At 74.7% G+C, this 12,295-nt stretch carries 8 protein-coding genes and 1 riboswitch; of the genes, 4 read left to right on the forward strand and 4 right to left on the reverse strand.

The window, feature by feature from the left end; all coding sequences use genetic code 11:
- On the reverse strand, nucleotides 1–3,712 hold a 3,712-nt coding region (gene cobN / locus AB0D31_RS22110; protein WP_362725686.1), incomplete at its 3' end, for a cobaltochelatase subunit CobN.
- A 71-nt stretch (nucleotides 3,713–3,783) separates the two neighbouring features.
- Nucleotides 3,784–3,869: riboswitch (cobalamin riboswitch) on the reverse strand.
- A 291-nt stretch (nucleotides 3,870–4,160) separates the two neighbouring features.
- Here cobN and AB0D31_RS22115 point away from each other — a divergent pair.
- From AB0D31_RS22115 to AB0D31_RS22125, 3 genes are read left to right on the forward strand one after another with little or no spacing between them, the layout of a single operon-like run.
- Entirely contained in the window at nucleotides 4,161–5,600 is a 1,440-nt protein-coding gene (locus AB0D31_RS22115) for a cobalamin biosynthesis protein CobG (protein ID WP_362725689.1), read from the forward strand.
- Nucleotides 5,597–6,238, forward strand: a complete 642-nt coding sequence (locus AB0D31_RS22120; protein ID WP_362725692.1) for a precorrin-8X methylmutase — start codon at nucleotides 5,597–5,599, stop codon at nucleotides 6,236–6,238. Before AB0D31_RS22115 ends, AB0D31_RS22120 begins: the two co-directional genes overlap by 4 nt.
- On the forward strand, nucleotides 6,235–7,866 hold the full coding sequence (locus AB0D31_RS22125; RefSeq protein WP_362725695.1) for a precorrin-2 C(20)-methyltransferase: 1,632 nt from the start codon (nucleotides 6,235–6,237) through the stop codon (nucleotides 7,864–7,866). The genes AB0D31_RS22120 and AB0D31_RS22125 overlap by 4 nt, the downstream gene beginning before the upstream one ends.
- Before the next feature lie 43 nt (nucleotides 7,867–7,909).
- Here the strand turns inward: AB0D31_RS22125 and AB0D31_RS22130 are convergent, their stop codons facing one another.
- On the reverse strand, nucleotides 7,910–8,683 hold the full coding sequence (locus tag AB0D31_RS22130; RefSeq protein WP_362725697.1) for a cobalt-precorrin-6A reductase: 774 nt from the start codon (nucleotides 8,681–8,683) through the stop codon (nucleotides 7,910–7,912).
- 135 nt (nucleotides 8,684–8,818) lie between these two features.
- On the opposite strand from AB0D31_RS22130, the gene AB0D31_RS22135 reads away from it, so the two are divergent.
- Complete coding sequence (locus AB0D31_RS22135; RefSeq protein ID WP_362725856.1) at nucleotides 8,819–9,928, forward strand: cobalt-precorrin-5B (C(1))-methyltransferase; 1,110 nt, start codon at nucleotides 8,819–8,821, stop codon at nucleotides 9,926–9,928.
- A 208-nt stretch (nucleotides 9,929–10,136) separates the two neighbouring features.
- Here AB0D31_RS22135 and cobM read toward each other — a convergent pair whose 3' ends face one another.
- Nucleotides 10,137–10,880 carry a precorrin-4 C(11)-methyltransferase gene (gene cobM, locus AB0D31_RS22140; protein ID WP_362725700.1) on the reverse strand — a complete coding sequence of 248 codons (744 nt, stop codon included), beginning with the start codon at nucleotides 10,878–10,880 and terminating at the stop codon, nucleotides 10,137–10,139.
- The gene (cbiE, locus tag AB0D31_RS22145) at nucleotides 10,877–12,169 is read right to left on the reverse strand and encodes a precorrin-6y C5,15-methyltransferase (decarboxylating) subunit CbiE (RefSeq protein WP_362725703.1); all 1,293 of its coding nucleotides are present in this window, start codon (nucleotides 12,167–12,169) and stop codon (nucleotides 10,877–10,879) included. Before cbiE ends, cobM begins: the two co-directional genes overlap by 4 nt.
- Nucleotides 12,170–12,295 lie beyond the last annotated feature (126 nt).

A 12,295-nucleotide genomic window follows, 5' to 3' on the forward strand; every position in this document is an offset into this window, starting at 1 on the left:
GCATCTGGACCTGGCTGCCGCTCGGCAAGAAGGTCCTGGACAACATCTCCACCGTCGTACGCGAGGAGATGGACGCCATCGGCGCGCAGGAGGTCTCCAGGTACACCTGGCGCAGGGCTTCGAGGACCGCCGGGTCGGGCTTGGCCCACATGCCGCGCGACTCGGCCTCCAGGAGGCGTTCCGCGATGCCGTGCAGGGCCCACGGGTTGGCGTTCTGCAGGAATTCGCGGTTGGCCGGGTCGAGGACGTACGTCTCGGTGAGCTTGTCGTACATCCAGTCGGCGACCACGCCGGTCGTGGCGTCGTAGCCGAACAAGTAGTCGACGGTGGCGGCGAGTTCGAAGGCACCCTTGTAGCCGTGGCGGCGCATCGCCTCGATCCACTTGGGGTTGACGACGCGGGCCCGGAAGACGCGCGAGGTCTCCTCGACCAGGGTGCGGGTCTTGACGGTCTCGGGGCGGGTGGAGTCGCCGATGTACGCCTCGGGCGCGGTGCCGCGCAGGGCGCGCACGGTGGCGACCATGCCGCCGTGGTACTGGAAGTAGTCGTCCGAGTCGGCGATGTCGTGTTCGCGGGTGTCGGTGTTCTTGGCGGCGACAGCGATGCGCTTGTACGCCGTCTCCATCTCGTCCCGCGCCGGGCGCCCGTCGAGTTCGCGGCCGTAGGCGTAGCCGCCCCACACGGTGTAGACCTCGGCGAGGTCGGCGTCGGTGCGCCAGTTGCGGGAGTCGATGAGCTGGAGCAGGCCCGCGCCGTAGGTGCCGGGGCGGGAGCCGAAGATGCGGGTGGTGGCGCGGCGTTCGTCACCGTGTTCGGCGAGGTCGGCCTGGGTGTGGGCGCGGACGTAGTTGACGTCGGCGGGCTCGTCGAGGGAGGCCGCGAGGCGGACCGCGTCGTCGAGCAGGCCGATGGTGTGCGGGAAGGCGTCGCGGAAGAAGCCCGAGATGCGCAGGGTGACGTCGATGCGGGGGCGCCCGAGTTCGTCGAGCGGGATGGGCTCCAGGCCGGTGACCCGGCGCGAGGCGTCGTCCCAGACGGGCCGTACGCCGAGCAGGGCCATGGCCTCGGCGACGTCGTCGCCCGCGGTGCGCATGGCGCTCGTACCCCACAGGGAGAGCCCGACGGAGGTCGGCCAGTCGCCGTTGTCGGTGCGGTAGCGCTCGGCGAGGGATTCGGCGAGTGCCTGGCCGGTCTCCCAGGCGAGCCGGGAGGGGACGGCCTTGGGGTCGACGGAGTAGAAGTTGCGGCCGGTCGGCAGGACGTTGACGAGGCCGCGCAGCGGGGAGCCGGAGGGGCCCGCCGGGACGAAGCCGCCGTTCAGGGCGTGCACGGTGTGGTCGAGTTCGGCGGTGGTGGCGGCGAGACGCGGCACGACCTCGCGGGCCGCGAACTCCAGGATCGTGCGCACCTGTTGGGGCTGATCGGCGGGAAGCGCCGCGAGATCCCACCCTGCGTCGTCCATCAACTGCACGAGGCCGCGGGCCTGTTCCTCGGCCTCGTCGGCGGTGGTGCGGGTGGCGGCGGACTCGTCGAGCCCGAGGGCTTCGCGCAGGCCGGGCAGGGCGGTGGTGCCGCCCCAGATCTGGCGGGCGCGCAGGATGGCGAGGACCAGGTTGACGCGGTCGGCGCCGGCCGGGGCGTTGCCGAGGACGTGCAGGCCGTCGCGGATCTGGACGTCCTTGATCTCACAGAGCCAGCCGTCGAGATGCATGATGAACTCGTCGAAGCCCTCGTCCTCGGGCCGGTCGTCGAGGCCGAGGTCGTGGTCGAGTTTGGCGGCCTGGATGAGCGTCCAGATCTGGGCGCGGATCGCGGGCAGCTTCGCCGGGTCCATGGCGGCGATCTGGGCGTGCTCGTCGAGGAGTTGCTCCAGGCGCGCGATGTCTCCGTAGGAGTCGGCGCGGGCCATCGGCGGTACGAGGTGGTCGATGAGGGTGGCGTGCACGCGGCGCTTGGCCTGGGTGCCCTCACCGGGGTCGTTGACGAGGAACGGGTAGACGAGCGGGATGTCGCCGAGCGCGGCGTCGGGGCCGCAGGCGGCGGACAGGCCGGCGTTCTTGCCGGGCAGCCACTCCAGGTTGCCGTGCTTGCCGAGGTGGATCATCGCGTCGGCGCCGAATCCGCCGTCGGCTGCGCTCGCCGCGATCCAGCGGTAGGCGGCCAGGTAGTGGTGCGAGGGCGGCAGATCGGAGTCGTGGTAGATCGCGATCGGGTTCTCGCCGAAGCCGCGCGGCGGCTGGATGAGGATGAGCAGGTTGCCGCGGCGCAGGGCGGCGAGCACGATGTCGCCCTCCGGGTCGCCGCCGTGGCCGACGCGGGAGCGGTCGAGGAACATCTCGCCGGGCGGCGGCCCCCAGTGCTGCTCGACGCCTGTGCGCAGTTCCTCGGGGAGGGTGGCGTACCAGCGCTTGTAGTCGGCGGCGGGGATGCGGACCGGGTTGGCGGCGAGCTGCTCCTCGGTGAGCCATTCCTGGTCGTGGCCGCCGGCGTCGATGAGGGCGCGGATGAGTTCGTCGCCGTCGCCGGAGACGAGACCCGGGATGTCGCTCTCGGGCCCGAAGTCGTAGCCCTCGGCGCGCAGCCGGCGCAGGAGTGCGACGGCGCTGGCGGGGGTGTCGAGGCCGACGGCGTTGCCGATGCGGGAGTGCTTGGTGGGGTACGCGGAGAGGACGAGCGCGAGGCGCTTGTCGGCGGCGGGGATGTGCGCAAGCTTCGCGTGCCGCACGGCGATGCCGGCGACGCGGGCGGCGCGCTCGGCGTCGGCGACGTAGGCGGGCAGCCCGTCCTCGTCGATCTCCTTGAAGGAGAACGGCACGGTGATGAGGCGGCCGTCGAACTCGGGGACGGCGATCTGGCTGGCCGCGTCGAGCGGCGAGACACCCTCGTCGTTCTCCTCCCAGGCGCTGCGCGAGCCGGTGAGGCAGAGCGCCTGGAGGATCGGTACGTCGAGTCCGCTGAGCGCGCCGGCGTCCCAGGACTCGTCGTCGCCGCCCGCGGAGGCGGTGGCGGGCTTGGTGCCGCCCGCGGCGAGGACGGTGGTCACGATGGCGTCGGCGGCGCGCAGTTCGTCGATGAGCGCGGGCTCGGGGTCGCGCAGCGAGGACACGTACAGCGGGAGCGGGCGGGCGCCGGCGTCCTCGATGGCGCCGCACAGGGTGTCGACGAAGGCGGTGTTGCCGCTCATGTGGTGGGCGCGGTAGTAGAGAACGGCGACGGTGGGGCCCTCGACGGGGCGGGCCGTGCGCTCCAGGGGGCCCCAGGACGGGGCGGGCGCGGGCGGCTCGAAGCCGTGGCCGGTGAGCAGCACGGTGTCGGAGAGGAACCGGGCGAGCTGGTCGAGGTTGGCGGGGCCGCCGTGCGCGAGGTAGGCGTGCGCTTCGGCGGCGATGCCGACGGGGACGGTGGAGGCGGCCATCAGCTGGGCGTCCGGAGCCTGCTCGCCGGTGAGGACGACGACGGGCAGCCCGCTCGCGGTGAGCTGGTCGAGCCCGTCCTGCCAGGCGCGTACGCCGCCGAGGAGCCGTACGACGACGAGGCCGACGCCGTCGATGAGCGCGGGCAGGCTGTCGAGGTCGAGCCGCGACGGGTTCGCGTACCGGTACGGCACGGGGCCGCCGTGTGCGGCGCGGGCGCTGAGGAGGTCGGTGTCGGACGTCGACAGGAGCAGGATGGGGCGGGGGTCCTCCGCGGGCTCCCCGGACGAGTGCAGCATGCGGCGTCAGGCCTTCCTCGGGGTGTCCGCGCCCCGGGTGGTGTCGGATGGTTCTCCCTTGCGGGGAGCGGGAGTTCCTGGCTCACCCGGGCTCCGAGGCTTCCTCGGTACGGGCTCACAGTGGCGGGACCGCGCCGGAATCACACCGGGCTTCCTCCCCTGTCGCCGTGGCCGGCGACGCCGGCGGGTCGGTTGGCCCGCCGCCTGCATAGTAGCGACCCGCCCCACCCCCACCCCGGCCGAGCCCGCACGGGGCCCCTTCCAACCCCGACCTGCGGACCGTGCCCGCTTCCCGCGCAGTTCCCCGCGCCCCTACAAGCGTCGGTCGGCTGCGGACCGTGCCCCCGTCTCGCGCAGTTCCCCGCACCCCTGGGTGGGCTGCCCTTGGCAGGGCCACCCAACCCCGCACCCCACACCCCGCGGATGCGACCTGGGTATGCTCGCCGCCATGCCGCCCCCCTCCGCAACACCCCCCAACCAGGGCGAACCCCCCATAGGGTGCACCCCGGGAGCAGTCACGCGTACCCCCGTCGTACGGGACCGCGACGACGCCTGCCCCGGAGCCCTGCGGCTGCACACCGCTGCCGACGGCAACCTCGCCCGACTCCGCCTGCCCGGCGGCATCTTGACGGCCCGTCAGGTCGAGGCGCTGGCCACCGCCGCCGAGCGGTACGGAGACGGCCACCTCACTCTCACCTCCCGCGGCAACGCGGAGCTGCGCGGCATCGCGGCCCCCCACACCAACGCACTCGCCGAACTCCTGCGCCACACCGGCCTGATGCCCTCCCAGACCCACGAGCGCGTACGCAACATCATCGCCTCGCCCCTGGCAGGCCTCGACGGCCGAGGCCACGACACCGGCCACGCCACGGCCACCGGCGGCGCCACCGGCACCGGCACCCGTACCGGCGGCGGCACCGGCACCGGCATCCGCACCCGCCTCCACGCCCTGGACGCCCTCCTGTGCGCCCAGGCCTGGACGACCGCTCTCTCCGGCCGCTTCCTGTTCGCCCTGGACGACGGCCGCGGCGACGTCGCGCGCCTCGGCGCCGATGTGACGTTGCTCGCACAGGAGCAGGACACCGTCGTCGTACGGATCGGGGCGAGCGCGCTGCGCGTGGCCGCGGCCGACGCACCCCGCGCCGCCCTGGAAGCCGCCCGCGCCTTCCTCGACACCGCCACCGCCGCGGGCAACGGCGCCTGGCGGGTCCACGAACTCCCCCCGGGCCACGAGGTCGACCTCGCCTCCGCCCTGGCTCGCGCGCGCATCCCGGCCACCCCCGCCCCCGTACCGGACGACGCGCAGGAGGCCGCCCCCGCCCCGCCCCCCGGCATCGTCGCGAGCCCCGACGGAACGTACGCCCTGGTCGTGGCCCCCGTACTGGGCCGCGTCTCCGCCGCGCGGCTCCGGGCGCTCCCCGGCCCCGGCGGCGAGGTCAGGATCACCCCGTGGCGCGGGTTCGTCGTCCCCGGCTTCGACGAGCCCGGCGCCCGCGCCCGCCTGCGCGAACTCGACGACGCCGGCTTCACCACCCGCCCCGACGCCCCGTGGGCCGGGGTCGGGGCGTGCACCGGCCGCCCCGGGTGCGCCAAGGCGCTGGCCGACGTGCGCCGGGACGCCCTGCCGGGCACGGGCGGCCTGCCGGTCCACTGGTCGGGGTGCGAGCGGCGCTGCGGGCATCCGCACGGCGACTGGGTGGACGTGACGGCCACCGCCGAAGGCGACTACACGGTGACGGTACGGGGCGTACGGGAGCACCAAGTGCCGCTGGACAAAGGCGGGTTGGGGTCAGCGGTCGCCGGTGCGCGGGGCGACGGCCGGCCGGGAGCGTACGGGCCGGGGCCCCGCACAGGGACAGGGACCGGGACAGGGACAACGACGAGATGAGCGAGAGCACAGTGTTCGACTACGAGAAGGACGGCGCGGAGATCTACCGCCAGTCCTTTGCCACGATCCGCGCCGAGGCGGACCTCGCCGGGCTGCCCGCCGACGTGAGCCAGGTCGCGGTCCGCATGATCCACGCCTGCGGCATGACGGACCTGACCCGCGACCTCGGCTACACGCCGGCCGTCGTGGCCCGGGCCCGCGAGGCGCTGCGCGCGGGCGCGCCGATCCTGTGCGACGCGCGGATGGTGGCGAGCGGGGTGACCCGCAAGCGGCTGCCCGCCGACAACGAGGTGATCTGCACCCTGAACGACCCCTCCGTGCCCGACCTCGCGGCGAAACTGGGCACCACGCGCAGCGCCGCCGCCCTTGAGCTGTGGCGCGACCGGCTCGACGGCGCGGTCGTGGCCGTCGGCAACGCACCGACCGCCCTGTTCCGGCTGCTCGAAATGATCGAGGAGGGCGCCCCGCGTCCGGCGGCCGTCATCGGCGTACCGGTCGGATTCATCGGCGCCGCCGAGTCCAAGGACGCGCTCGCCGCGCACCCTTCGGGCCTGGAGCACCTGGTGGTACGGGGCCGGCGCGGAGGCAGCGCGATCGCCGCCGCCGCACTCAACGCGATCGCGAGCGAGGCGGAATGAACGAGAACAGCAGCGCGACGGGCCGTCTCTACGGGGTCGGGCTCGGCCCCGGCGACCCGTCCCTGATGACGGTGCGCGCGGTGGAGGCGATCGCCGCGGCGGACGTCGTGGCGTACCACTCGGCGCGACACGGCCGGTCCATAGCGCGCTCGATCGCGGCGCAGCACATTCGCGCCGACCACATCGAGGAGAAGCTGGTCTACCCGCTGACCGTGGAGACCACCGACCACCCCGGCGGCTACCGGGGCGCGCTCGACGACTTCTACGAGGAGGCGTCGGCGCGGCTCGCCGTCCACCTCGACGCGGGCCGTACGGTCGCCGTGCTCGCCGAGGGCGACCCGCTGTTCTACGGCTCGTACCAGCACATGCACAAGCGGCTCGCGCACCGCTACCCCACCGAGGTGATCCCCGGGGTGACCTCGGTGAGCGCCGCGGCCGCCCGGCTCGGTGAGCCGCTGGTGGAGGCCGAGGAGGTGCTCACCATCCTGCCCGGCACGCTGCCGGAGGAGGAGCTGACCGCGCGCCTGGCCGCCACCGACTCGGCGGTGGTGATGAAGCTGGGGCGTACGTTCACCAAGGTGCGCCGGGCTCTTGAGCGTTCGGGGCGGCTGGACGAGGCGCGGTATGTGGAGCGCGCCACGATGACGGGCGAGCGGACCGGCCACCTCGCGGACATCGAGGCCGATTCGGTGCCGTACTTCTCCGTCGCGGTGCTGCCCAGCCGTATCGGCGCGGTCAGCCATCTCGGCGCGATCAGCCCTACCGGCGCGGTCGGCCCTGTCGCCGCGGTCGGCCCTGTCGCCGCGGTCAGCGCTGTCGCCGCGGTCGGCCCTGTCGCCGCGGTCAGCGCTGTCGACGCCGTCGCGCCGGAGCGTGCGCGCGGTGAGGTCGTGGTCGTCGGCACCGGTCCCGCGGGCCCGCTCTGGCTGACACCCGAGTCGCGGGGCGCGCTCGCCGCGGCCGACGACATCGTCGGCTACACCACATACGTGGACCGGGTGCCCGAGCGCCCCGGGCAGCGGCGGCACGGCTCGGACAACAAAGTGGAGTCGGAGCGCGCCGAGTTCGCACTCCAACTGGCCTTGCGGGGCAGGCGGGTTGCCGTGGTGTCGGGCGGTGACCCGGGCATCTTCGCGATGGCCACCGCCGTCCTGGAGGTCGCCTCGCAGCCGGAGTACGCGGACGTTCCCGTACGGGTCCTGCCGGGGGTGACCGCCGCCAACGCGGCCGCCGCCCGCGCGGGCGCCCCGCTCGGCCACGACTACGCGACGATCTCGCTCTCCGACCGGCTCAAGCCGTGGGAGGTCATCGCCGAGCGCCTGCACGCCGCGGCCTCCGCCGATCTCGTCCTCGCGCTCTACAACCCCGGTTCGGCGAGCCGCACTTGGCAGGTGGCCAAGGCGCGCGAGCTGCTCCTGGAACACCGGGCGCCGGACACCCCGGTCGTGGTGGCCCGGGACGTGGGCGGCCCCGCCGAGCGCGTCCGCGTCGTGCGCCTGACCGACCTGGACCCGGCCGAGGTCGACATGCGCACGATCCTGCTGGTCGGCTCCTCGCAGACGCGTACGGTACGGCGCGGCGACGGCGAGGAGGTCGTCTGGACGCCGCGACGCTACCCGGAGGGCTGAACCCCGCGCGGCGCTGTACCGGAGCGCAAGCCCCGGCGCAGCGCTACCCGGAGGGCCGGCCCGCGCGGCGCCAGGCGGTGAGCAGGTGCGTCCAGGCGGCCGCCTCCTCGGGGGTGGCCGCCACGGCCACCCCGTCCGGGACGGGTGGCCGGCGCACCACGACGACGGGGATGCCGGCCTCGCGGGCGGCGGTCAGCTTGGGCGCGGTCGCGGCGCCGCCGCTGTCCTTGGTGACGAGCACGTCGACGCGGTGCCTTCGCAGCACCTCCCGCTCCCCCTCCAGCGTGAACGGTCCGCGGTCGAGCAGCACCTCCATCCGGGCCGGACAGGGCGGCTCGGGCGCGTCCACGGAGCGCATGAGGAACCACACCTCGTCGAGGGGGGCGAAGGCGGCGAGGCCCATGCGTCCGGTGGTCAGGAAGACGCGGCTGCCGAGTCCCGGCAGCAGGGCCGCGGCCTCGTCGAGGGAGCCGGCCGGGTGCCAGCGGTCGCCGTCGCCGGGGACCCAGCCGGGCCTGCGCAGCGCGAGCAGGGGAACATGGGCCTGCGTGGCGGCGGCCGCCGCGTTGAAACTGATCGTCCGGGCGAAGGGGTGGGTGGCGTCGATGAGCGCGTCCACCGCGTGTGTACGCAGCCACGCGGCGAGCCCGTCGGCGCCGCCGAACCCGCCGACACGGACCTCGCCCGGCGGCAGCCGGGGTTCGGCGACCCGGCCCGCGAGTGAACTGGTCACGCGTACGCCGCCGGCCCCGGCGTCGTGCAGCAGCCCCGCGAGCCGACGGGCCTCGCCCGTACCCCCCAGAATCAAGATGTGCACAGGATCCGGTTCCGTTCGTGAGTGAGGCCGAAGGTCATGAGTGAGGCGAAGGGCGGGCGTGGGGCGGCGGGGGGACGCGAGGCGCAGGGCGAGAGTGTGGTGGCGGGCGGGGGCGAGGCGCAGGGCAAGCATGAGATGGCGGGCGGACGCGACGCCCAACTCAAGCACACCGGCCTGCGCCCCGGCTGGACGACCGGTGCCTGTGCGACGGCGGCCACGACGGCGGCGTACACCGCGCTCCTGACCGGCGACTTCCCCGACCCGGTGACGATCACGCTGCCGCGCGGCCAGACCCCCGCGTTTGCGCTCGCCGCCGAGGAGTTGGCCGCCGGGTGCGCGATGGCGGCGGTGGTGAAGGACGCGGGTGACGACCCGGACGTGACGCACGGCGCGCTGATCCGCTCGACGGTACGGCTGCTCCCGGCCGGCTCGGGTGTGGTGTTCCGGGCGGGCGAGGGCGTGGGCACGATCACCCTGCCCGGGCTTCCGCTCGCGGTGGGCGAACCGGCGATCAACCCGGTGCCGCGCCGGATGATGACGGACCACGTGAGCGAGGTGGCGGGGCGGCACGGCGCGACGGGCGACGTGGAGATCACCATCTCCGTCGACCACGGCGCCGAGATCGCCCGCTCCACGTGGAACCCGCGCCTCGGGATCCTGGGCGGCCTCTCCATCCTGGGCACGACGGGCATCGTGGTGCCGTACTCGTGCTCGGCGTGGATCGACTCCATCCGCCGCGGGGTCGATGTGGCGCGTGCGGCGGGCCGTACGCATGTGGCGGGCTGCACGGGCTCGACGTCGGAGCGGACGGTGGTCGCGGAGCACGGCCTGCCGCAGGACGCGCTGCTCGACATGGGCGACTTCGCGGGCGCGGTCCTCAAGTACATACGCCGTCACCCGGTGGACCGCCTCACCCTCTGCGGCGGCTTCGCCAAACTCTCCAAGCTGGCCGCGGGCCACCTGGACCTCCACTCGGCCCGCTCCCAGGTGGACAAGGCGTTCCTGGCGACCCTGGCCCGCGAGGGCGGCGCGAGCGCATCGCTGGCCGCGGAGGTGGCCGAAGCCAACACGGGCCTCGCCGCGCTCCAGCTGTGCGAGGCGGCGTCGGTCCCCCTGGGCAACCTGGTCGCATCCCGCGCCCGCGACGAGGCACTCGCGGTCCTGCGGGGTGCGCCGGTGACGGTGGACGTCCTGTGCATCGACCGAGCGGGCCGGGTGGTGGGCCGCAGCACCCCAACGCGCTAGCGCCGGCCCGGCCCCCCGGGGCCCGTACAGGAGGCACCGGGTGCCCTGCAGGGGCGCGCGGAAGGGCGCGGGTGCCTCCACCGGTCCGCACCCGAAAGCGGGTTGGGGGCGCGGGGACCTGCGCGAGAGGCCCGGCGTGGCTAGCGGCCGAGGGGGTGCCGTGGGCCCGGGGCGATGCTCAGGCCCGGCTGCGCGCAGCGCGGGTGGTTCAGTCTCGGCAGCGTTCTGCCGAGTACAGGTGGCTGTCCCGGAAGCCGGAAGCCCCCAGCACCCGCCCCACCAAAATCACCGCCGTACGCACCACACCCGCGCCCTTGACCTGCCCCGCGATGTCCGAGAGCGTCCCGCGCAGCACCAGCTCCTCCGGCCGGGACGCGAAGGCCACCACCGCGGTGGGGCAGTCCGGGCCGTAGTGCGGCAGCAGCTCCTCCACGACCCGGTCGACGTACCCCGCCGCCAGGTGCAGGACGAGCAGTGCACCGCTGCGCCCCAGCGTCGCCAGATCCTCGCCCTCGGGCATCGCCGTGGCGCGCTGCGCGATGCGCGTCAGGATCACCGTCTGGCCCACCGTGGGCACGGTGAGCTCCCGCTTCAGCGCGGCGGCGGCCGCCGCGAACGCCGGCACCCCCGGCACCACCTCGTACGGCACCCCCGCCGCGTCGAGCCGCCGCATCTGTTCGGCGACGGCGCTGAACACCGACGGGTCACCGGAGTGCAGCCGCGCCACGTCGAGTCCCGCCTCGTGGGCGCTTACCAACTCCCCAGTGATCTCATCCAGGTTGAGCCGCGCGGTGTCCACGAGCCGGGCGCCGTCCGGGCACTGCGCGAGGAGTTCGCGCGGCACCAGGCTGCCCGCGTACAGACACACCTGGCAGGAGGCGAGCGTACGGGCGCCGCGCACCGTGATCAGGTCGGCGGCGCCGGGCCCCGCGCCGATGAAGTACACGGTCATGTGGCTGCTCCTGAAGGGGTGTTGACGGATCCGGGCGACGGCGGCGGACCGGGTTTGACGACGGCCCACTGGGTGACCGGCATGGCCTGACGCCAGCCCGTGAAGCCGCCGACCGGCACGGCGTGCGCGACCGCGAGCCGGACGAGTTCGCCGCCGTGGCGCCGGTACCACTCGGCGAGCAGCGCCTCGGATTCAAGGGTGACGGTGTTGGCGACGAGGCGCCCGCCCGGCGCGAGCGCCTCCCAGCACGCGTCGAGCAACCCCGGAGCGGTGAGCCCGCCGCCGATGAACACGGCCTGGGGACAGTCGAGTTGGGCCAGTACGCCCGGCGCTGCTCCGGTGACGACCTTCAGCCCCGGCACACCGAGCCGTTCCGCGTTGCGCCCGATCCGCTCGGCCCGCACCGGGTCCCGCTCGACGCTGACGGCCCGGCAGGACGGGTGCGTGCGCATCCACTCGACCGCGATCGAACCGGATCCGCCGCCGATGTCCCAGAGTGTCTCGCCGGGCGCGGGCGCGAGCGCGCCGAGCGTGGCGGCGCGGACGTGGCGCTTGGTGAGCTGGCCGTCGTGCTCGTACGCGGAGTCGGGCAGTCCCGGTACGGCGCCGAGCCGGAGGGCGCCGGGGGCGCGGCGGCACTCGACGGCGACGACGTTGAGCGCGTCGCCGGGTGCGGCGTCCCACCGCTCGGCGCTCCCCTCGACGCTCCCCTCGACGACGGTCTCGCGCTCGGACCCGAGCTGTTCGAGGACCCGCATCCGGCTGGGCCCGAACCCGCGGTCGCACAGCAGAGCCGCGACCTCGGCCGGGGTGCGGGCGTCGGCGCTCAGTACGAGGACCCGGCGCCCCTCGTGCAGCACCGCCGCCAGCCGGGCCGACGGCCTGCCGACGAGCGTGACGACCTCGGTCTCCTCGACGGGCCAGCCGAGCCGGGCGCAGGCGTAGGAGAGGGAGGAGGGGTGCGGCAGCACGCGGGGCGGGGCGCCCAGCACCTCGGTGAGGGTGCGCCCGATCCCGTAGAACATGGGGTCACCGCTGGCCAGAACGGCGATCCGGCGCCCGAGGTGGGCTTCGATCAGCCCGGGTACGGCGGGGCGCAGCGGGGTCGGCCAGGCGAGGCGCTCGCCGCCGCACTCGGCGGGCAGCAACGCGAGCTGCCGGGCCCCGCCGACGATCACCTCGGCCCCGGCGAGCACCCCGCGCGCCGTGTCCGCGAGCCCACCCCACCCGTCGGCCCCGATGCCGACGACGGTGACGTCGGGGCGGGGTGCTGCGGGAGCGGGGTTCACGGTGTGCGTACCTCGGGGTGTGCGTTGGGGGGCTCGGACGCGGCCCGGGGGGACGGGCCGCACTCTACTGTCCGCCCTGGTGGGCCGGGCGTCCCGGGTCCCGGGCGCCGAGCCCGTTCACTTCGC

The sequence above is a fragment of the Streptomyces sp. NPDC048361 genome (assembly GCF_040651795.1).
Classification (GTDB): domain Bacteria; phylum Actinomycetota; class Actinomycetes; order Streptomycetales; family Streptomycetaceae; genus Streptomyces.